Origin of the sequence: Lysinibacillus sp. JNUCC 51 (genome assembly GCF_015999525.1) — a bacterium.
GTDB classification, from domain to species: Bacteria; Bacillota; Bacilli; order Bacillales_A; family Planococcaceae; genus Lysinibacillus; species Lysinibacillus xylanilyticus.
Window position 1 is genome coordinate 475,109 of sequence record NZ_CP065545.1, and the last position, 22,887, is coordinate 497,995.

General features: G+C 36.4%; 20 protein-coding genes. 2 read left to right on the plus strand and 18 right to left on the minus strand.

The annotated features are described in order from the left end of the window. Window positions 1-98 precede the first annotated feature (98 nt). The 15 genes from JNUCC51_RS02665 to JNUCC51_RS02735 all read right to left on the minus strand — a co-directional run bounded on the left by JNUCC51_RS02665 (window position 99) and on the right by JNUCC51_RS02735 (window position 15,475). Complete coding sequence (locus JNUCC51_RS02665) at window positions 99-1,616, minus strand: multicopper oxidase family protein (protein WP_337990710.1); 1,518 nt, start codon at window positions 1,614-1,616, stop codon at window positions 99-101. A gap of 47 nt (window positions 1,617-1,663) precedes the next feature. Continuing rightward, window positions 1,664-2,707 carry a sensor histidine kinase gene (locus JNUCC51_RS02670; protein WP_337990711.1) on the minus strand — a complete coding sequence of 348 codons (1,044 nt, stop codon included), beginning with the start codon at window positions 2,705-2,707 and terminating at the stop codon, window positions 1,664-1,666. Next, the gene (locus tag JNUCC51_RS02675) at window positions 2,704-3,366 is read right to left on the minus strand and encodes a response regulator transcription factor (protein ID WP_337990712.1); all 663 of its coding nucleotides are present in this window, start codon (window positions 3,364-3,366) and stop codon (window positions 2,704-2,706) included. Before JNUCC51_RS02675 ends, JNUCC51_RS02670 begins: the two co-directional genes overlap by 4 nt. A gap of 139 nt (window positions 3,367-3,505) precedes the next feature. Further along, entirely contained in the window at window positions 3,506-4,375 is an 870-nt protein-coding gene (locus JNUCC51_RS02680; RefSeq protein WP_337990713.1) for a LysR family transcriptional regulator, read from the minus strand. 179 nt (window positions 4,376-4,554) lie between these two features. Next, window positions 4,555-5,244, minus strand: a complete 690-nt coding sequence (locus tag JNUCC51_RS02685; RefSeq protein ID WP_337990714.1) for a glucosamine-6-phosphate deaminase — start codon at window positions 5,242-5,244, stop codon at window positions 4,555-4,557. A 60-nt stretch (window positions 5,245-5,304) separates the two neighbouring features. Beyond that, window positions 5,305-7,251, minus strand: coding sequence for an N-acetylglucosamine-specific PTS transporter subunit IIBC (gene nagE, locus JNUCC51_RS02690; RefSeq protein ID WP_337990715.1), 1,947 nt, complete (start codon window positions 7,249-7,251; stop codon window positions 5,305-5,307). A gap of 232 nt (window positions 7,252-7,483) precedes the next feature. Then, window positions 7,484-8,422 (minus strand): ABC transporter permease, encoded by a 939-nt coding sequence (locus JNUCC51_RS02695; RefSeq protein ID WP_337990716.1) that lies wholly within the window; start codon window positions 8,420-8,422, stop codon window positions 7,484-7,486. Then, window positions 8,400-9,323 (minus strand): ABC transporter ATP-binding protein, encoded by a 924-nt coding sequence (locus tag JNUCC51_RS02700; RefSeq protein ID WP_337990717.1) that lies wholly within the window; start codon window positions 9,321-9,323, stop codon window positions 8,400-8,402. Before JNUCC51_RS02700 ends, JNUCC51_RS02695 begins: the two co-directional genes overlap by 23 nt. A gap of 5 nt (window positions 9,324-9,328) precedes the next feature. Next, the gene (locus JNUCC51_RS02705) at window positions 9,329-10,024 is read right to left on the minus strand and encodes an ABC transporter ATP-binding protein (RefSeq protein ID WP_337990718.1); all 696 of its coding nucleotides are present in this window, start codon (window positions 10,022-10,024) and stop codon (window positions 9,329-9,331) included. Window positions 10,025-10,034: 10 nt separating this feature from the next. Continuing rightward, on the minus strand, window positions 10,035-10,391 hold the full coding sequence (locus JNUCC51_RS02710) for a GntR family transcriptional regulator (protein WP_337990719.1): 357 nt from the start codon (window positions 10,389-10,391) through the stop codon (window positions 10,035-10,037). Further along, window positions 10,388-11,161 (minus strand): hypothetical protein, encoded by a 774-nt coding sequence (locus JNUCC51_RS02715; protein ID WP_337990720.1) that lies wholly within the window; start codon window positions 11,159-11,161, stop codon window positions 10,388-10,390. Before JNUCC51_RS02715 ends, JNUCC51_RS02710 begins: the two co-directional genes overlap by 4 nt. Window positions 11,162-11,356: 195 nt before the next feature. After that, window positions 11,357-11,632: a hypothetical protein gene (locus JNUCC51_RS02720; RefSeq protein ID WP_337990721.1), complete on the minus strand. Its 276-nt coding sequence runs from the start codon at window positions 11,630-11,632 to the stop codon at window positions 11,357-11,359. A 4-nt stretch (window positions 11,633-11,636) separates the two neighbouring features. Then, window positions 11,637-12,395, minus strand: a complete 759-nt coding sequence (locus JNUCC51_RS02725; RefSeq protein WP_337990722.1) for an ABC transporter ATP-binding protein — start codon at window positions 12,393-12,395, stop codon at window positions 11,637-11,639. A gap of 3 nt (window positions 12,396-12,398) precedes the next feature. Continuing rightward, window positions 12,399-14,717 (minus strand): ABC transporter permease, encoded by a 2,319-nt coding sequence (locus tag JNUCC51_RS02730; RefSeq protein WP_337990723.1) that lies wholly within the window; start codon window positions 14,715-14,717, stop codon window positions 12,399-12,401. Window positions 14,718-14,842: 125 nt separating this feature from the next. Further along, window positions 14,843-15,475 carry a TetR/AcrR family transcriptional regulator gene (locus JNUCC51_RS02735; RefSeq protein WP_337990724.1) on the minus strand — a complete coding sequence of 211 codons (633 nt, stop codon included), beginning with the start codon at window positions 15,473-15,475 and terminating at the stop codon, window positions 14,843-14,845. A gap of 194 nt (window positions 15,476-15,669) precedes the next feature. Between JNUCC51_RS02735 and JNUCC51_RS02740 the strand changes: the two genes are divergently transcribed. Next, window positions 15,670-16,539, plus strand: a complete 870-nt coding sequence (locus tag JNUCC51_RS02740; RefSeq protein ID WP_337990725.1) for a pentapeptide repeat-containing protein — start codon at window positions 15,670-15,672, stop codon at window positions 16,537-16,539. Window positions 16,540-16,873: 334 nt separating this feature from the next. Here JNUCC51_RS02740 and JNUCC51_RS02745 read toward each other — a convergent pair whose 3' ends face one another. Next, window positions 16,874-17,089: a hypothetical protein gene (locus JNUCC51_RS02745; protein ID WP_337990726.1), complete on the minus strand. Its 216-nt coding sequence runs from the start codon at window positions 17,087-17,089 to the stop codon at window positions 16,874-16,876. 380 nt (window positions 17,090-17,469) lie between these two features. Continuing rightward, a complete protein-coding gene (locus JNUCC51_RS02750) occupies window positions 17,470-17,655 on the minus strand; it encodes a hypothetical protein (RefSeq protein WP_337990727.1) in 186 nt (61 codons plus the stop codon). Between the two features lie 191 nt (window positions 17,656-17,846). On the opposite strand from JNUCC51_RS02750, the gene JNUCC51_RS02755 reads away from it, so the two are divergent. After that, complete coding sequence (locus JNUCC51_RS02755; RefSeq protein ID WP_337990728.1) at window positions 17,847-18,227, plus strand: hypothetical protein; 381 nt, start codon at window positions 17,847-17,849, stop codon at window positions 18,225-18,227. 162 nt (window positions 18,228-18,389) lie between these two features. Here JNUCC51_RS02755 and JNUCC51_RS02760 read toward each other — a convergent pair whose 3' ends face one another. Beyond that, complete coding sequence (locus tag JNUCC51_RS02760; RefSeq protein WP_337990729.1) at window positions 18,390-22,859, minus strand: endonuclease; 4,470 nt, start codon at window positions 22,857-22,859, stop codon at window positions 18,390-18,392. Window positions 22,860-22,887 lie beyond the last annotated feature (28 nt).

Here is a 22,887-nt window from a genome sequence, read left to right on the forward strand (position 1 = left end):
TTCAATATAATCTTTCACAAGAACATAAAAGAAAAATCCTGTATCAAAAAAATTAACACAGGATTTTAATCAAATATTAATTTAACCTCAATTAAACATTACTCCACCTTAATTTGACCCATCATTCCATTATCCTCATGCTCTAAAATATGACAATGGAACATGTAGATGCCCTTATGCTTAAATTGTACAGCTATTTTCACTGTCTCATCTGGCTTTACGGAGATACTGTCCTTCCACCCTTGTTCATTTTCAGGTGGCTTTTTCTCATCACGAGAGAGTACTTTAAATTGTGCTCCATGAATATGGAACGGATGAATCATGCCGCCCATCATATCCGGTTTATTATAAATTTCCCATACTTCGGTAACCCCTTGTTTTTGGGTAAAATCAATTCTTTCCGGATCAAATTTCTTTCCGTTTATCGTGACCATGTCCATCATTCCAAAGAGTTCCACTTTTTTTGTAACGGGTAAATCCATTTCTTTATCTTCTAATGAAAGATCATTCAATTTTTTAGGGACCTTACTCGTTTCTCCATTTTGATCAGTAACTACAAATGGTAAAAGGACAGATCCATCCTCATTTATTAAAGCTAGGTCATTAACTTCCTTAATTTTTGAAAAGTCAACTACAATCTCTGCCCTTTCAGAAGGCGTTAGTGTAATCTCTTTTAAAGAGACGGGTTCATTCAAGAAACCACCATCTGTTGCAATTTGAAGAAAGGAATCTCCTGTATTCAATTTAAAAGTATAATTTCTCGCATTTGATCCATTTAATAAGCGAAGACGCACTTTCTCTTTGTTTACAGTCAGTTTAGGATTGAGCGTTCCATTAATTAATAATGTATCACCAATCGTTCCGTCTGTGTTCATTGCAGCGCTATAATTCAATTGTTTCTTATCATCAAATATTCTATCTTGGAAAATCAAGGGGAAATCGTTCTTCCCATAATCATTTGGCAATCCTAGACTTTTTGAATGATCATCTTCAATATAAACCAAGCCTGCAAGCCCGTTATATACTTGTTCAGCCGTTTTTCCATGAGGATGGGGATGGAACCATAGCGTCGCCGCTTCCTGATTTACTTTAAATTCGAAGGTATTTTCTTCTCCTGGTTTAAGAATGCTTTGTGGACCACCATCTTTTTCCCCTGACACCTCTAGTCCATGCCAATGAAAAGTTGTATCCTCATCAAGTTCATTTATAGTTCTAATCTTTACGGTTTCACCTTTTTCAAGACGAATCATCGGGCCGAGAAACGATCCGTTATACCCATACGTATTTGTTTGAAAACCATCGAATATTTCTGTTTTTCCTTTTTGTGCCTTAACTGTGTATACAACTTCATCCTTATTATTACGTTTAAGCTCAGCAGGGATGTTTACTTCATTTACCCCAGTCGAATTGTTTAAACTTCCCACATTGCTATGACTCTCATGACCCTTCATCTTGTCATGATCCATATCTTTCATATCTTTCGAAGAGTGATCCATACCTTCCATCTTCATAGAGGAATGATCCATGTCCTTCATATCGTTACTATTTCCTTGGCTACAAGCCCCAAGGATACCCAAACTTGCGATAATACTTGCTGCTAATGCTATTTTCCTCATATCAACCATTCCTTTCACCTTAAGTATAGAGAACAGTTGTGTAGGAATTATGTAGAAAGAGGCATTTGTATATAAAATGTTGTTCCTATATTTTTCTCACTTTTGACGGAAATTGTACCGTTATGTGCTTCCACTAGCTTTTTGGTAATTGTCATACCAATACCATTGCCAGTATATCGATTTTCCACTCGATAATTTCGCTCAAAGATTTTTTTACTTGCTTCTTCATCCATACCGACTCCATTATCATGTACATTAATTATATAATAGCCACTTTCTTTAAATAGTTTGATTACTATAATGCCATCTTTTTGAACATGGTACATAGCATTTTTTATTATATTGTGTAGAATTTGATTCAATCTCAAAGCATCTACCTTTGCATTAATTGTTTTGTCTAAATCCAATTCTACCTGTATTTCTCTTTCAAGTAATTCACTTGCCACTGCAATAACAGACTTTTCGATTACATTAGCAATCGGTTGCTCTTTCATAACGACCTTAAATGTAGGATTATTAATATCATTTAATGTATCTAATTCTCCAACAAGGAGAATCAGCCTATCAATTTCATCAACACATGCTTTCAAACGATCTGGAGTAGCTGTCCAAATCCCATCTTCAAATGCACTTAAATAGCTTTTTATTGAGGCTAATGGATTACGAATTTCATGTGCAAGATCCTGTGTCATTTCTTTACGACGGAGTTCATAAGCGTTTAATGTTTCATCTAGTTTCATCAGTGATTTACCTAATTGACCAATTTGATCATTAATCGTATAGCTTATATTTAAATGACGGTCTCCACGCACTAGTCTTAACGCAAAGTGATTCAGTTCTTGGATAGGTTTCGTTAATGTTTTTGCAATTAACAAACTAGAAATTAGTATTAAAATAAGCAAAAGACCAAATGACCACATTGCAGTTTCCCTTAATGCCATATCAAAATGGTGAATTAATTCCTTAGAATCTGTAATATGGAGCATCATCAAATGTTCATGTCCCTTATAAAGTAATATCCCAGTGATGAATAAGAGTATGCTTGTAGAAAAAATAGCTATAATTAAGGCAATTTTTATATGAAATTTCATTGATTTATAACCTTTTCATTTATTTTGTATCCCAACCCAAAGACAGTTTGGATGTACTCTTCCTGAACTTTTTTACGGATATTTTTAATATGTTGATCCACAATACGAGGATTCATGTCCGAATCAAAACTATATATTTTTTGAATAATATCATCCCTGCTAAAAACCTTTTTAGGATTTTCAGCTAGTAATAGTAAAATGCTAAATTCATGTGGAGTGAGCTGAATACTTTGATGATTTACTAAAACTTTTCTCTCATCTTTATGGAGTTCCAACTGTCCTAAAATAATAATTTGGTTTTTATGTAAACTAGGTAACAATCTCTCTGCTCTTATTAATATTTCTTTAGGATGAAATGGTTTAACGACATAGTCATCTGCACCCATTTCAAATCCAATTACCTTTTCATCAATAGAGATTTTTGCTGTAAGCATAATCACTGGAATATCGTAATTTGATTTTACATATTGACATATATCTTCTCCGTCCATATCCGGCAACATTAAATCTAAAATAATCATATCAAGAGGTACTTGATCGATCACTTGGATTGCGGATTCTCCTGTATGTGCAATATATGTATGATCTCCGTTATTTTCAAAATAAGATGCCAATACCTCTGTAATCTTTACTTCATCATCTACGATTAACACTTTCATTTTCTAATTACACCAACTTTGTATAAGAGATTCAAAAATATTATAAACAATAAAACAGAAATAGCGTTTCATTTATACGGAACTTTATTATATAACCTTTTTAAACCACTCTTTTGGATTGATCTTTCTAGCTCTCATATTAATCACTAATAATGTCTTTGTAAATCAGATGACAGACTGCTAAAAATGCCTCAATATCCGCTGTTACATATTTTGTTAAAAAATAAGTATTCGAAACGATATGGGAACATTCCTTTAACGAATAACTATGAAGTAATTGCTTGTGACATTCAGCAACGATTACACTCTTTGGTAAAAAGGCAATTCCCAATCCTTGTTTGACAAAGTTTTTAATCACCTCTGTTTGATTAATATTCATGCTTTTATAACTTGGGAATTGCTGAAGCACTTGTTGTATGTCCTGCCAGTAAGGTGCATATTCATGCGTTAATATTGTTTCCTGCTGTAAAAGAGTATGTGCATCTGTCCCCTTTTTTGTTATCGGAGCTATCAAATGAAGTGGTTCCTGTGCGAGAAGTACAGTGTGAATGTCACGTGTCGATGTCAATTTTGATAAACCAACATCGACTTTGCCTGTATATAGCGCTTCTCCAATTTCATTGGACTTTAACAGTTCAATCTTTAATTGAATAGAGGGGTTTTGCTGCTGAAATGTGTATATGATTGCTGGTAAAGTAGAATTGGCAATTTGTGGTGCAACACCAATCGTTAACTGTGTCGTATAACCATTCAAGAAAGATAAAGTACTATGTAACCCTTCATCAATCGTTGCCACCATTATCTCTGCGTGTTGAAGGAAGTGAGCACCGATATGATTTAATTTCACATGTTTTCCCTGTCGTTCAAAAAGTGTTGTTTGTAGTTCATTTTCTAGATGTTGAATATGCTTCGATACCGTTGATTGTGTAATAAAGCACAGTTCTGCCGTCTCACGGAAATTCTCTGTTTGAGCAGCAACAATAAAAGTTCGTAACCATTCTGTTTCCATAAATGTACCTCTATAGTTTTTCATTCATTATATCTATACTATTTACGTCTTGAAATCTTTTCTAACAAATGCTAAAGGAAACTTAAAAGCAGTTGAAGCAGTACAATTTCTTGTATCTTCAACTGCCTATTACCTTATCTGCTAGAAGCCGACTAGCTGGACGTGCTAGAACTTATTCCCTACTCTTGTAGATCTGTTAAAATCATAACATTTGGATGCTTTGTTAGAACACTTGCTGGAATATCTTCAGTATATTCTGAATCAAGTACACGTTGTAATACATCTCGTTTTGCTTCTCCAACAGCGATTAGTAAAATGGATTTTGCACGCATTATGGATTGAATCCCCATCGTTATTGCTTGGGTTGGAACTTCATCGATTGAATCAAAGAAGCGTGCATTTGCTTGTCGGGTTGATTGTTCAAGCGTTACAAGATGTGTCAAAGAATCAAATGGCGTTCCTGGTTCATTGAAACCGATATGGCCATTTTGTCCGATACCAAGCAATTGGAAATCTATCGGATTATGCTGTAAAAGCGATTCATAACGCAAAGCTTCCTCTTTAGGGTTATCAGCTAAACCATTCGGTAAATAGGATTCCTTAAATGGTTTATGACGAAATAAATGTTTATCCATATAATTTGTATAGCTTTGTCCGTGGTTGGCACTTAGTCCAACGTATTCGTCTAAATTAAAGCTAATACAATTTGAAAAATCAACATTACTTTCACAGATAATAGAATATAGCGGTTCCATTGTACCACCTGTGGCTAGACCGAACGTTGTAGCACCGTCATTTTTAGCATTTGTGATAATGTCTACTGCACGAGCGTATAAATCTTTCCTAGAAGAATAACGTTCTAATTTCAATTCTTAATACCCCTTTACTCAAATTCTATCTACGTTAAAGCATTTCGTTTATCTCTTTTATTACTTTTTAATAGAAATAATATTATTAGAACCCGCTCGTTGGAAGCCGGATTTTTCAAGTATTATTTCTCGTCCAATTAAACTTGTGAAAACAATTGGTGTGATGATAGAAGGTACTTTGTCTTTTATGTTTTCAAAGTCTACCTTTAATAACCGATCACCTCGTTTGATTAATTGACCCTCTGTAACTAACGTTTCAAAACCTTCACCGTTTAGCTTTACAGTATCTAAACCGACATGAATTAATAGTTCTACACCTGTATCGGATTTTAAGCCAATAGCATGCTTCGATGGGAAAATCATGACTACTTGCCCATCAAACGGTGCGTGAACTGTACCATCTTTCGGATGAACACCAAAACCCGGCCCCATAATACCTGATGAAAAAGCTTCGTCAGGCACTTCTGATAACGGTATTAAATCGCCTGTCATAGGCATTTCAAAATAATCTAAAGAAATTGTTGCTTCTGCTTTAGTCTCATGATTAACAGACGGATCTTGCTGTAATGAAATATTTGCAGGAGTTGGGTTACCTTTTTTCAGACGATCTTTCATAGCTTCTGCTAAAAATTCTACAGATGTACCGATAATTACTTGTACGTTGGTTTTGCTAATTCGCATAATTCCACGCGCACCTGCTTGTTTTAAGGCTTTTTCATCCACCTGATCCACATCACCTACAGTCATTCGAAGTCTTGTTGTACAATAATCGACTTGCTTAATATTATTTTGCCCACCTAATCCTTCAATTGTTTTGTAAGCTCGAACATCTAAATCGTTAGATATTGGTGAAACAGCATCTGTTCCGTCCTCATCTTCGTCTTCACGACCAGGCGTTTTTAAGTCTAGTTTCTTGATTAAGAAATAGAAAACGACAAAGTAAATAGCCCCGAAACCTAATCCTAATGGAATTAATAGCCATGGTTTATCTGCTAAACCAAAGTTTAATAAATAGTCAATTAAACCTGCTGAAAAACCGAAACCATCTCGGAATCCAATAATATAAGAAACAGCAAGTGAAATACCTGTTAATACAGCATGGATACCATAAAGTACAGGTGATAAGAACATAAATGTAAATTCAATAGGTTCTGTTACGCCTGTTAAGAATGCTGTTAACGCGATAGATACGAACATACCACCGACTGCTGCACGCTTTTCTTTTTTCGCTGCGAAGTACATCGCAAGACAAGCTGCTGGTAATCCAAACATCATAATTGGGAAGAAACCTGCTTGGAAATGTCCAGCTGATGGGTCACCTGCTAAAAAGCGATGGATATCCCCTTTAACAATTTCACCTGCCGCATTTGTAAATTCGCCAAAGTCAAACCATATCACAGTATTAACAACATGATGTAGACCCACTGGGATTAATAAACGATTTAAGAAGCCATACATCCCAACACCAACTTCTCCTGCACCGATTAACCAATTCCCTACTCCATCAATCCCGCCTTGAATTGGCCCCCACACTACAGCTAAAATACCACCTAAAATCGCCATAGTAATAGACGTTATAATTGGCACAAAACGCCTTCCTCCGAAGAATGACAGCCATTCTGGGAATTTCACATTAAAAAATTTGTTATAAAGTAAACCTGCTGTAACACCAGCAATAATACCGCCAAAAACACCCATATTTAAATCTTCATTAATGCTTCCTAGAACTGCAACTAACACAAGATGTGCAATGGCACCTGCTAACGCAGCTCCACCACTATTATCGTGCGCTAAGCCCATAGCAATACCAATCGCAAAAATAATAGGTAAATTACCTAAAATAGCATTACCTGAAGCAGCCATAATGCTTGCAATATAATGAACAACGTCATTTGGCACTGCACCAAGCATATCATTTGAACCTAAGCGTAATAATAATGCAGCTGCTGGTAATGTGGCGATTGGAAACATTAACGACTTACCGATTTTTTGTAAGAAAGCTAACATTTTTCTGCCTCCCTCTTTTTGGTATAGTTGTCTATACCAATTATTATACAATCTATTATATTCTTTATCTCGAAAAAAACAACCGGTTTTCAGAATTTTCGATATCTAACTTCTTGCCTTTATGTATACGGTTTGTTTTAAATCCCTAGTTTTTCAGCTAAAAAAGCACCTCCAATTGTTAGTTATATTTCTAACAATTGAGGTGCAGTTCATTAAACGTCTAACGCCTTTTTTATGCTGTTACATCACGCTTCATAAATGACATATAGCTGATCACAAGGAAAACTACAGCGTAAATCGCAAGAATTGTGAGTGAGAATGGCATTGTCATACCATCTACTATAAAGTGACCACTTTCATACTGTGTTAAATTCGAATGTGTTAGCCAAATATATTTAACGATTTCAAATCTACTTAAGAACATCACAATCATTCCACCTGTAAAAGATAAGAACATCGTTAAGCCAATCGCTAAAGAGCTTGAACGGAAAACTGATCCCACTAAAAAAGCAAATAATATCGACATGACAAAGTCTCCGCCAGAAAGTAAATAGTGATAAGCTAAATCATTCCATACTGCTTTTTCAACAACCTGACCGTTGACCATTTCTAGCTCAACACCAGTGGAACCACCAAATAGTATCAATCCAACTAGAGCACTTACTACTACATTGACAACAAATAACAAGAGCCCAAATATGAAAGTTGTAAGTAATTTTGAGGTTAATATTTTTGCTCGTGAAACCGGACGTGTTAATAGCATTTTAATCGTACCAGTAGAGAATTCACTTGATACAATACTTGCCGCAATAATAACTGTAAATAATGTTACTAAAGTCAGCATGCCACCTGTAAATGACATAAAGCTTGCTACGCTACCTTCTTCTTGAGACGGCACATCATTTGCTAATCGATACTCCGAAATAGCAATTTTCTCCTCGTAAAGTGTTTTATCCTCTGCTGTTAAGTCATCACTTTTCATGATTTCTTTATAATCATTAATAGCCTGCTTTTCAGTTTCCTGCCACGTTGTATCCTCTGTCGTTTTTGTTTCATAGTATTTCATCATAATACCAGGACCAATAATAAAGAGGATTAATAGCGCGACCATTACCCAAGTCCCTTTTTTATGCCATAATTTCATCCATTCATTTTGAATTAGATTCAGCAATTTGGCCACCTCCTGTCATTTCTAAGAATTGATCCTCTAATGTTTTTTGATGCGGTTGTACTGCAAATAATTGAATTCCTTCATTAACAAATTGCGAAATGAGTTTTGGTATATCTTCTTTCTTTATTTCCACTACATAACCATTATTTTCAGTCACAAAGTTATAATCGAACTTTTGAAGAAGTTCTGCAGCCCGATCATTTGGTGTAGCTTCAATATAATAAAACGAAGAAGTTACAACGTTAATATCACGAATATCGATAAGTTTGCCATTTTGTATGACAGCCACTCGATCACACATTAATTCAATTTCGGATAATAAATGACTGGAGACAAAAACAGATACGCCATCCTCCGCAGCAATTTTACGTAAATACATACGAAACTCGCGGATACCTGCTGGATCCAGACCATTTGTTGGTTCATCTAAAATTAGAAATTTTGGTCGATGAAGTAGTGCCTGTGCAAGTCCTAAACGTTGACGCATCCCTAGTGAATACGTTGAAACCTTTTCATGAATACGTTTCTCAAGTCCAACTTGTTTAACGACTTCTTCAATACGCTCTTTTGTAACGTTTTTATGCATACGCGCAAAGTGCAGTAAGTTTTTATAGCCCGACATAAATTTATACATTTCCGGATTTTCTACAATTACGCCGACCTTACTAATCGCTTCCTCATAATTCTCCTTTAAGGAAAGCCCATCAATAATGACATTCCCCTCAGTTGGATGCATAAGTCCTGTCATCATACGAATTGTCGTCGTTTTACCTGCGCCATTCGGTCCTAAAAATCCAGTAATTTGACCTGGATATAAATCAATATTCAATTGCTGTATCAATTGCTTACCACCAATGGTTTTTGAAATATTTTGCAATTGAACAATTGGTTGTGTTGTCATTAATTTCACCCTTTCTTATAATACGCCTTCATCCATTGCACAGCATCCTTATTCGAAACATCTCGAATCGTCTCTACTTCTTCGTGTGCAATGATCGAACCATTTTGCAATAAAATGATTTGATCTAAAATAGGCTCTACCTCATATAATTCATGCGTTGATAATAATATTGTCTGATGTTCAAAATCTGTAAATTGAATTAACCCTTTAATAAGCTGCTCACGAACAATTGGATCAAGACCAGAAAATGGCTCATCCATTAAATAAAAGGGTACTTCTCGCCCAAGAGTTGCGGCCATTTTCATTCGACCACGATTCCCCTTTGATAATTGCCGTAGCTTCACATTTTTATCAACCTGTAAAAACTCCGCAACAATACTTGCCTTATCATACGAAAAATCTTCGAATTGAGAAGCATAGTGCTGAAAAAGCTGCTCGCCTGTGTAAAAATCAAAAAACAAATCAATATCTGGTAAATATGCAATTTTATCAGCACTTCTACGCGTAACAGGCATTCCATTTAGCAATACTTCACCACTAGTTGGGCGTAATAAGCCTGCCAGCACTTTTAATAGTGTCGACTTACCACTACCATTCTCTCCAACAAGACCTATGATTTGTCCAACAGGAAAGGAAAAAGACACATCTTGTAGAATAGGCTTTTTCATATAACGAAAAGAAACATTCGATAGCTGTAACATTTATTTCACCTCACGATTTATTTTGTAAAACAACGAGCATCTCTTCCTTGGAAAATCCAAGTGCTTCAATGGAAGTTAAAAATTGATCTGCTAATTGAGTTTTCATTTCTTCGCGTAAAAGCGCAATTCGCTCTTCATCAGTTGTAATAAATGTACCTTGACCTCGTTTGGTTTCCGTTATATTCATTGCCTCTAACTCCTTATACACCCTTTGCACAGTATTTACATTGACACCTGTTTCCACTGCATATTCTCGAACCGAAGAAAGTCGGTCCCCAAGCACAAGCTTTCCTTTCAAAATGTCCCCACAAATCCGATCTACGAGCTGGCTATATATAGGCTTATCACGTGAAAAGTCGATTGTCATCGTAAAACCACCTTTTCAAGCCACTTTGTCGCAATGATAAATAGAATGGCTACAAAAATGATAGATGCAACTTCTTCTACGACATATATTGAGCCGAAGGTTGACTCCATTGTTAATAATTTCGGGAAATATTGTTCCAGCCAAGTTAACGGAATCTCTATATGATGGAAAATATTATCATATAATTTACTTTCTGTAAATTTGACCCATAAATCCATACTGAAGAAAAAGGTAACCATAGTGATAACAATAGAAAATCTACCAATTAAATGTTTCATTTGGAGGTAAAATGCGAAAAATAATACCATTATTACAAACATCATCAATTGAAGAATTACAATAATTACGACAAAAAATAACAGCAATAAAAGTACTTGGGCGAAGTTTCCAACAATTTCATCTTTGACTTTATAAATTGCTATACTCATAAAGATAATATTGAAGATAGCATATCCTATTAAAGAAAATACGACTTTCACACCCACAAGTTGTGCAATAGAACTAGTTGAATGCAGCCATATCTCTTTGCTCTTCAAGTCATGACGGATACTAGCAAGGAATTGTAATATCGAATAAAATCCACCTAAAACAAGTACTAGTATTGAGAAGGCAAATGACAGCTGATTTTCCATCGTAAATCCATCACTTAATCGCCTAATTAAGTATGGAACTATCATTGACAATGTGATCCCTATAAAAATTCCAACAAATAGCCATGCCCTATAGAGCACCCATTCCTTTTTTAATAGCCCTGCGAATTTTTTCAACATAAACACCTCGTGTCATAGTGTACTAGTTGAATATTACACTATGACTTTTTAATTTGCAAGCATTAAAAGCAAAAAAAAGGAAGAACCTTTAAAATATAGGCTTCTTCCTTCATGTTGTAATGCAATTCAGTTCAATAAAGTAAGTATCTTGGGCAATATGGGGCTGACTCCCGTTCCGAGCTAGATGGAACACATTCAAGTTTTATCACCCAACTCTTTAGTTTTATCAATTAACTTTTGCGTATTAACAACCAACTTCTTAGTTTTATCACCCAACTTTTGCGTTTTAACAACCAACTTCTGAATTTTATCGACATCCACCTTCCAAAGAGCAAAAAAAGATTCACACATAAAACTGTCCGTTAATTCAGAGGCATAATAAGTTGGTGTTTTCTTTTTCGAATGGTCGCTTTCCTGGAGCGTCATGGCTCGTTTGCGCTCCAAGATCTCATCCAGCGTTAGTTCATACAACAACTCATATTCCTATTTCCCACATTTTCTCCGTTACTTTCCTTACTCCGCCATCAATATTCGTTCCGTCAAACTTCGGAAGCTTTAGTTCACTTACAATTTTCCCGTCTAGCATAAACATAATTCGCTCCGTCCGCGCCGCTACACTTGCGTCGTGTGTGACAAGCATAAGCGCAGTACCGCCCGCGTTTATTTCGGAAAAAATGTCCATGATTTCCTGCGCTGATTTTGTGTTAAGTGCACCCGTAGGCTCATCACCAAAAATGATTTTCGGGTTGTTCAAAAGTGCTCGACATATCCCTGCACGCTGAAGCTGACCTCCCGAAACTTGTGTAATGTCTCGCATTTCAAGCTCCGCAATGCCTACTCTCTTCATAAGCTCTCTTGCCTTCTCCGAAATTTTTGCAACGTTTTTTCTGTTATCGCGCATTGATGGAAGAATAATATTATCAAGGATATTTAGATTTTTGAGCATCGTTGGTTGCTGAAATACAAAGCCCATTTTAGTTCTACGTATGTCTGAAAGTGCAACCTCTCCAACTGACGATAATTCATCGCCATCAAAAATAACCTTTCCGTCATCAACATTGTCCATGCCGCTCAGTGCAAACATTAGCGTTGATTTACCCGAGCCAGAGGGTCCCATTATCGCAACAAACTCACCTTCGTTTATGTCAACGGACGCTCCGTCGAGAACATTGCGCTTTTTATCGCCCTCGCCGAAAGATTTTACAATGTGTTCACCGATTATAATCTTCTTCATAAGCTACTCCTTTATATTTTCGGATATTTTTATTTTCCCAGCGCCGGATGTGCCAATTATTGTTGTGATCAGTACCGAACACACCATTATTAAAGGACAAAGAACGTACGCAGAAAGTGGATTGACCGAAAAACTAAACAACGACGCGCCAAATGAGGTGATAACTGCGCCTGCAAGTGCCTCTCCAAGTGAGTTTGCCAGAAGAGTTCCAAGAACAATTCCGATAATTGATACGAATACTGCTCGCGAAGCAAACTGTATCGTAATATCCGATTTTGTAAAACCTATTGCTTTCATGACAGCAATAGAATATTTGTCCTTTGCGACAAGCATTTTCATAAACAACAGTGTTACTAGTACCGTTATTACGAGTGCTATGACAATGGCAGCAATGGAGGCCTTGCCGACCGATTTTATGGTTGAGCCGAATGTTTGAGTGACAAATTCGTCAATATTGGAAATCTTAGCGAAAGTAAATCTATCTGCATATTCAAAGACTTTTTCATCAATAAGAGATTTATCGGAAAGCTTCGCGCAAATTACGCTCCACATTATATTTTTCGAAGTGTCTGTAAAGATTGCCTTTGCCGTTTTTCCGCCGTTAGTTATGTCGGAATAAATGCCACTTACCGTGAGCTTTATGTCCTTCCCCTTCATCACGACTGTAATGACATCGCCGACCTTTTTGCCCATTTCATCAGCGTTCAATGCTGAAAGTGCAATTTCGTTTTCTATTGCGGGTGCTCTACCCTCGGTATATTCAATAGGGAATATCGAGTGGTCTCCGAGTTCGATTTTTATATTTTCTTCCGAACCGTCTTCCGTTTTTGTTTTGAATGTCTTAGTTGTAAGGATGGTATATTTTGTAATGGAATTATCGTTGTTCATAGATTTTAATACTTCAGCAGATTTTCGGGATATATGATCGGTCTGCTGAATATCGATACGAATATCATAGTTTCCAATACCCATATATTTAATGAAGCTTGTTGAGGAAATCGTGTTGTAAAGGTTTTGTGGGACAATAATGATAAATGCTGAAATTACAAGTACTGCAAGCATTGTGGCGTATAGTCTTTTCCTTGCGAGAACGTCTTTGATACCAAGGAAAATGTTCGTGTTAAACAGCTTATTTCTATTCAGGCTAAAACGTTTTGTAACCGCGTTTCTTTCCTGTGATGTGCCAAAGCGTATTGCTTCTGCAGCAGATATTTTCCGAAAGCGTCTTAACACTCCGCTTACATAGGCAATTATTGCGAGGAATACAAGCAGTATGCCGATAATTCCTAATGCCGCAGCAAAAGAAGAGTTTTCACTTTCCCCCATATAAAGTCGGATATTTTCAAGAAGAAGGTCTTTGAAAAGCAACGATAGTGCAAAACCAACAATACTACCTACCGCCGCGATAGCTGTGTACTTCGCAAGGTAAATTTTTTTAATGTCGGAAAGATGCAGCCCTATCGCCTTCATAACACCAATTTCACGGTAATCGTCCTCAATTTTCGCAAGAAGTGTAAAACGTATGCACATAAATGCAATTGCAACGACAAGAACACTTATCAGAAGGATAACCGCTATCATTATCCCATCAGAAATTGCGTTAAGTGTTTTGAAAAGTGGATATGTAATCGTTGGTCCGTTCGCTTCAAGTCCTGCGGAGGCATAAGCAGTTTCAAATTCACCAAGTGCTGATAAATCTTTTAGTCTAAACTCAATCAAATACTCCGTACTTCCATGTTTTTTTATTGCCGCGTAATCATTTTGACTTACAAGAAATCTTTTTGAAGAAGACAGCATAGAATTCATTTGTGAATCACGGAGGAAGCCCGCTACAGTAAATTCCTTGCCGCCTATTATTGCTTTATCACCAACCTTTATGGCGGTGTCCTTCATATAGTTTATCGGAACATAAAGCTCGCCATCGGATACATTTATTATGTCTCCTTTAAGGTCAAGAAGATAATCAAATTTTTCACTCTGTATACTAAGGCCATTGTCTTGAACATTATTGGCAAGTGATTGTTCACCTAAAATAATTTGCCCGTTATCCATATTGAGAAACTCAAGTACTTGAAATTCATCGACGTTGTTGTTCTGCTCCGCGAAATTCGCAAGCTTTACGGTATCAATATCCCCCGAGTGCATTTGCATAAAATGCGGAGTTTTAGCCTGATGCATAAGGGAATCTATCGCACCAGAAAGATTGACAATAAGTATCGCCGATAGAGAAACCAGCATTGCCGCAGCGGCGACAAATATCGTTGTTGTTAGCGTAATTAGTTTGCTTTTAGAAAGGTCATTACGAATTAATCTGAAATACATAAGTCACCTCGGTTTTCAAGTTGAAGAAAATTAATGAAGTAATTCCCAAGCCCGCTTCCTTTGCTGAAATGAGCTTTATATCTTCTAAAGAATCCTCAGAATTAACCACCGTCGTTTCCAATTCCTCAATCCTCACCTCCGTTGCCAAACATCTTCATCATGTACATAAGACTTCCGCTTTCGACACCGAGCAGTCTTTCTACGTTGAAAATAAAAGCTAGTATACGTGCAGCACGCTCTTCATCTGTTAGATCTACCATATCATCATCAAAAACAGTATTCGTATAAGCCACAATCATTTCCATACATTCATACGGATATGGCGTACTAAATAGTCCTTGCTCGATACCTTCACGGATTATTTCCGTCAATATCGGTGGCAGACCGTTAATGATGACCTTTTGTATTTTCTGATGCATAAGCGCGTTTTGAGGCTTATGTATATGCTCAATAATTTCTTTACCGTTTCCGCCACTTATGTTTAGTGCCATCACAACACGGACAATACGCTCGTGAACGGGTATATTTTTATTTGAGGCAATTTCTTTTGCAGAACCTAAAATTTGAGTATTATATCGCTCAATTAGCGCGTCCATAATATCTTCCTTCGACTTGAAGTGATAATACAACGTTCCCCGTGCAATTCCGACCTTTTCGAGAATATCGTTAGTACTTGTGCCATCAAAGCCCTTTTGGCCGAAAAGCTCATCAGCCGCATCAAGTATTTCGTTTCTGCGCTCCGTCGCTTCTTTTCTCATTTTTACTCCCCCTAATTAGACCGACAGTCTGTCGATAAAAATTATAGCATTTTACAATTAATTGTCAATAGGCTGTTCCGATTTTGTAAAAACTATCAATTTATTGAAATCTCACATGTAAAAATATTCTCTTATTCATTTTAAGTGATAGAATTAAATGTAAGAAGTTTATATATTAAGTGAGGAAAACAAAAATGTCTGAAGTACAAAAAATGGATTATACAATGGGGAAAAAGATACGTGAAAGTTTACAGGCAGATTGCCAAAGCTGCTTTGGTCTATGCTGCACGGCTTTAAATATTGCTGCTTCTAGCGATTTTGCCATTAATAAAGCAGCTGGGACACCTTGCCCTAATCTACAATCAAATTTTAGCTGTCAAATTCATAGTAAACTTAGAGATCAAGGCTTTAAAGGATGTACAGTTTTTGATTGTTTAGGAGCTGGACAAAAGGTTTCACAAACAACCTTCCACGGACAAGACTGGCGAAATTATCCTGAAACTTCTGAGAAAATGTTTCGTGTCTTTCCGATTATGGAACAACTTTATGAAATGATTGCTTACGTAGCAGAGGCAATATCTTATAAGGTAAATTCATCTCTATTTAACAAGCTACAAATACAATTAGAACAGCTACAGCGTGCAACAGAGCTAGAAGCTGATGCTTTACTAGCGATAGATATTCCTAATTTTCGTTTGCCAGTGAATAGTTTACTGTTAGAAACAAGTGAACAAATTCGCCAAAGCCTAATCAAAAAAATTGATAATCAAAAAAACTCTCGAAAGTATGACTATAGAGGGGTCGATTGGATTGGGAAAAATTTAAAGGGCAAGGATTTAAGAGCAATTGATCTCAGAGGATCTTATTTAATTGCTACCAATCTACAAAATGCAGATTTAAGAGGGGTTGATTTTATTGGCGCGGATTTACGTGACGCAAATTTACGCGGTGCAGACCTTTCAACGAGTATGTTTTTAACTCAAATGCAAATTAATTCAGCACAAGGCAATCATCAAACAAAACTACCATCCCACCTGAAACGTCCTTCTTATTGGGTTGACTAACATGAAAAAGGGTAGATGAACCTAATTCATCTGCCCTTCTGACAGTAGATAATTTTAAACGGCTAACACCTATATTTGTAATAAAGTTTGATTACGACCACAGAAGTCTTCACAGCAGCTGTAGCACTTATGAGCGTTGATTCAATCATAACCACAGCTTTGACTGTTCAAAGCATATGAGATGTAGAAACGTTCCTGTTAGTGAACAATGGAACAAAAGGACTAATGTGTATGAGTTGTAATATGTACAAGTCCTTTAGATTGTTAGAACTAAAAAATTATTATGAAAATTGCACCCAATAATTATACAATCCCTATTTTAGTATAGTTGCATTTATATTTTATTAAGTACAAATAAATTCAGAGCCCAACTAAGAATTGAAATAATGACAATACTCCAAGCATTTTTCTTACGCTGTGTTACACCTATAATTCCCATAATCACTCCTAGTAATGATGAAAATAGAATAGCGATAATATACGCCAAAATATTGTAGATTCTGTAACTGTAGATTTCGTTACTTTCATTACCCTGTTTGACACTATCCAACTTCATTCCCCCTATCTTTGTTTTTCTTAACTAACGCGAAATCTTTCTAATTAACTATGCCTCGACTTTTAGCCAACTTGATATAGGTCACTCAGTCATGTGTTGTTGCTGTCGCTTCTCTTTCTCACAGACGAATTGCCAAAGGACGTGGAGTTCTTAGACTGTTTCCATATATTTCAGAGGTTGTTTGGACACACACTAAAGAAGTTTAAAACAATTGTAGCACGGGAGAGAAGCAGGTGGTAGAGAAATGGAAAATATGTCATTGAGGGACTAACTGACTGTTACAAGCAACAATACGATGAGAACTAAACAGATCCAACTTTGAGTTAGTACCGTTTAAGATTAATAAGTCTATTCGGATAATAACTCAGATAATCTTATCCTTTTTTCCATTTATAAGGAATTTTTGCCCAATCGTAAAATATATTAAAAAGGAAATATAAAATTGATATTCCAATAATTTGTCCCCATTGAATGTCTCCTCGAAATATCCATCGAAATGTAATAAATAGTATGAAAAAAATTAGCGAATATTGCATATTCTTCTTTACATTTTTTGCCACATCTATCCTCCTTATACAATAATACTCCATTTCCTCTAATTTAAGTCTGCCGTATTTAGTCAATGAATGCAATGTTGATACTTGAAAGCTAGTTTTTCCATGCTATAATGAGAGGAATTATTATAAAGAGAGATAGATTAACAAAATAGATATAATTTAATAGAAGAGAGGTGAAATTGATGGAGGAAGTTTTGAGCGAACTTAAGCAAATCAATCAACATCTTGATTCAATCGACAACCGTCTTAATTCAATGGAAAGCCGTCTTGAATCAGTAGAAAATCGTCTTGAGTCAGTGGAAAATCGTCTTGAGTCAGTGGAAAATCGTCTTGAGTCAGTGGAAAATCGTCTTGAATCAGTAGAAAATCGTCTTGAGTCAGTGGAAAATCGTCTTGAAATAGTAGAATTTGAACAGCAACAAGTCAAACAAGCTGTTTTAGAAACGAACGAAAAAATAAACCGATTAGCTGTTATTCAAGAAAGTCAGCACCGCATTATTGAAATATTATCTGCCCGCTCGATTCAGCATGAAGCTGAGATAAAAAAAATAAATGATTTACAAGGTGTTGTCTGAAAGTTCCTTCATAAGAATTCTAACATATTTTTAAATGGTAAAAATCCGCTTCACTCTCCTCGGACAAGGTATGTGCCGCATCGGTATGCTCACGATTCATTGCAAAGTAAACGCCACTTCAACTTAAACCTTGAAGTGGCGTTTTGAGTACTCTTCTTTAACTTACCAAATCTTCTCCACCCATTCAGGATGATCTATAGACGGATTTCGATTTCCTTGAATTTCGTAAATTCTTTCATTTCTTCGTTTTTCATATTCATCTACAGGATCTTGCTTGTGCCATTGTAAAAGAACAGAAAGTTTACCGTGGTAAGGAGCTGTTCCATTATTAACTTTGTCATTTAATTCAAGATCCACCTTATCTCCAGCTTCATAGCGAGTGGCCATATATAATAATATACGTGCTACATCACCTTTTACGCGATTAGGTGGTTCGAATGAATCTGAATCTTTCAAGCAACCATTACAGCCAGCCACTGGACTGCCACCATTGTCAAAGTCTAAATTTCCTCTTGAGCTATTAACTTGTACATCGGTTGGGCGTAAGTGATGGATATCTGTTCCGGGTCCATTGCTTGTCCCAAAGTTACCATGTGACTTTGCCCACGTATGCTCTCGGTTCCAGTTCCCTACATTACCACCACTGTTTGTTTTTGGACTAGATTTACCAGAGTAAAATAAAATGACATTACTCGGATTAGAAGGATCTTCATCTGTATACTTCAATGCATTCCAAACATCATCATAAGAAAGTACCTTTTGTTCAGAAATAATATCATGAAGAGCCTTTTTTAGCGCTTGACCTTCCTTGTTATAGGCACCTGCATAATAATCATTAGCAATCACTGTAACACTAAAACTTGTAGTGACACTTTTCTTTCCATCAGATGCTGTAACGCCAACAATATGACTACCCTCATCTAAATTGAGTATTAGAACCTTTCCATTGATAGTGCCTTTTGTAGCCGTAAATGAAAGTTCATCACCATCAGGATCGGAAAAATGATTTGTTAAATCAATTTTAATTTCTTCTCCTACAGCTACAGTTTTGTTTGAAATCGGATTTTGAATTATTGGTTGATTGTTTTCTGCAGGCACAGATGGATCCACAATGGGTTTCCCCTTCGAATCTGTAAATTTAATTTGCTCAGGAGCTGCACCCTTAGTATATATGATCGATTTTAAATCTAAATTTTCAGCGCCTCTTATTTCACTTACTTTTGCACCTTCAATTGTGAGTGATTTCACGGTAGTGCCTTTAAGGTCAATAATCATCCCTGCTTTCGCTGGGCTAAGAATAACATCAGTCGTCTTAAAGCCTTCTCCATGTAGTTCCGCATAGGCTCCTTTAAGGAACACACCTTTTGGAATAACAGATTGAGCATCTAGGTGTACTGCTACACTAGGTTTATTAATTGTCAATTTGTTCTTTTTGAAGTTCTTATAGTCATATACTATTTCAGGCTGAATTGGTTCAACTGTTGGTTTATTAACATCTATTTGAACCATTACAGGATCATGGTCACTTGCACGGCCAGCCATGTCTGTAAAATCTGCATTAATATGAAGAATATCAACATCCGTTTTCTCTGCCAAATTGTTTGACACTAAAATATGGTCTAATACTTGTGAGTTCCCCTGAAATACATATGTGTAACGATCAGAGGCTTCTACTTTATTAATCATATTTGTCATTAATTGACCTTCATGGATTTTAAGCGAATCCGCAAATTGATAATCATTAAAATCACCTAAAGAAACTATGTTTGCATCTGGATTTTTTGATTTAACGCCCCCAACAAAATTATAAATAATGTTGGCAATTTTTTTACGTTGCACTTCACTTCCATATTGTGGAGGCTGAACTGCACCAAATAAAGGCGTATCTCCTGTTTTAGAATTCCAATGATTTGCGATAACAATTACATCTTCACCTTGGAATTCAAATTGTGCAGCTAAAGGTTTGCGGCTACTTTTAAATGCATCGTTTGCTGGATCAATACGACCAGGGTTCAGTGTTAATTTCCCATCTTGATAACCAACAGCTGTTGTGGCATCTCCTGTTGGCATACCTTCCTTCAGCTTCACTCGCTCTGGATTATAAAGGAAGCCAACTCGAATATTCGCATCTGGTGCTCCACCGTCTTGATTGTTAATTGGATCGATATTAACATATTGATACTCGACGCCACTTACACCTTTGATAGCGTCAATTAATCTTTTATAACTTTGATCCGCTTTGGAATCTCCAGGAGATGGCCCGTTATTATCCTGCACCTCTGTTACACCAACAATATCAGGGCTGCCCATATCAATACCAATTGCTCTTGCTAGTTTTTTCGCTTTATCATCAGTAGTAGAAGTTTTGTTATTAGAGAAGTTCTCTAAATTATACGAGGCAATTGTTAACTTATCTTCTGCCTTTACTATTTTTGTTGTCTCTGGTGATGTATTCCCTTTTTCATAAGCTTCCTTCATCTCATCTAAGGAAGCATAGATTTTAAAGTTTTGATAGGAATAGCCTACGATTCCTGTAATTGGCCCTTTAAACTTATCACCTGTAGCAACCTCAAAATCACGTGCAGCTCCATTCGGTTCTAATCGGAATTGAACTCTGTTTGGATTTGCACTATCTTTCTCATACAATACCCCACCGTGAATTGTGTTTGTTGCTTCATCCTCAAGTACCGTTACTAAATCTCCATGCTCCTGTGGCGCTACCGCTTTCACGTTGCTAACTTCTACTCTCATACCTTCGATACTTTCCCAAAAATCAATAGCGTCGATTGTTGGATTAAAAATGCCAAGCTGATCACTGTCGATTTTACTAAAAGACATTTTTAACTTATCAATATTAATTGCTTTTGGTAATGCTACACTACTTTTAAGTACTTCTACTTTCCCATTTTGATCATTACGCACATTAATTTGTGTAGTTTTTAAATCTGTTTGCTGCCTGTCATCATAGCCATCGTAAGCATATTCGCTTACTTTACCTTTAACAGATACTAAATCCCCCACCTTTACTGGCCATGGTTTATTTCCACTGTACAGAAAAATTCCTTCAGAAGTATTTGGATCATTATCAACTAATTCATCTGGCGTTTGAATCGTATAATACCAATTATTATTTAACGTAAATGAATAAGTTACGATCCCTTCAATTCCTTCAACTGTCTTACCATCAAATGTTGAAGCATGCCCTGCACCTTGAATATCATGAATTTGTAATTTATCTGCAATGGTATAATCAAATGTAGATATTTCACTGTATGTGCCATCTTTAGCTTTAACTATTGTTTTTAAAGTAGTATTTTTGCTAATCTCAATTGGTGTTTCATATTTAATACTTTTATCAGTTGGTTCCGTGCCATCTACTGTATAATAAATTTCTGCATTTGCCGTCGGTGTTGTTAATGTAACTGTTGTTTTCCCAACAAACGTTCCACTTCCAGGAGATGCAATAGCAGGTTTTAGTGCTGAACTATCCTCTACGATATCTTCCTTTGATCGAGGAATGACTTGATAGTCTTTATCGAACTGTTGAACAATACCAGTGATAGATTCATAGTTTGTACCGACAGTTAATCCCAGCGAATTTGTTTCATCCCGTACGAGGAAATTCGTTCCGTCATTTGCAGTAAAGTTTGCCCATCCAGCCCCTTGCTGAACATCTGTAAGAGTAACATTATTCACTGTTACTAGCTGTGATTCGCTATCCTCATTTACTTGAGCACCTGTTACTACCTTTGGAGAAGGTACACCGGCATTTTCAACTTTTTCAACGATTGTAGCACCATCTAATTGTAGTAACCCACGGTAATCAGCTAACTTACCTTTCAAAATAACTTCATCCCCGACAGACATAGCTAGACTAGTCGGTCTTACAGCAATACCACCTGTATCATCTTGGACCGAGAATGTATTTTTCAAGCCTGCTGCAACTCTACCTTTGATAGTGACCGTTTCACCTACACCTTTATTCCGAGCATCCCCAATTGAGAGAATTGAAGGTGCTTCGGGGTCAACAGGCTCACCTGAATTGTCCATTACGTGTTGGCCTAAATTGGAGAATTCATCTACTGAAAATGAATTCCATTCTGATGCTGAATTAAATGGATCATTAATATTTGTATCGCCCTTCAAGACTGAAGCCTTTCTTACTAAAGTTACATCTTTAGCAAAATCTGCTGAAGAACCAACTTGTCCAATGGAATCGACTATTTCACCGGATTTCCTTAATACGACTGGATCATTCCCATTGAAATTAATAACAGTTGTGTTTTCAAGATTTCCTTTTGCTTTAATGTTTGGATTTGCATCTTTATGATATAAAACATACGTAGCATCGTTTTCTAGAGTACCTGTCAGACTCACTTTATTCTTCGCGGTTGCTTCTCCGTTCGTATGAAGCTCTAGCGTATAATTACTCAGATCAACCGCGGTGCCTGTACCATTATAAATTTCAATTGCTTTATTAAAGGAACTTCCTTCAATATACTCTGAAATGATTAAATCCTTTGCAAGTGTTTCAGCATTTACAGTGATGGGTGCTATTGGTGCGGCAATACTTGCTACTAAAGTTGTTGCTAAAAAGGTATTTAATGGCTTCTTCCAATTCTTCTTAGACATCTAGTCAATTCTCCTTTCAGTTTTAAGA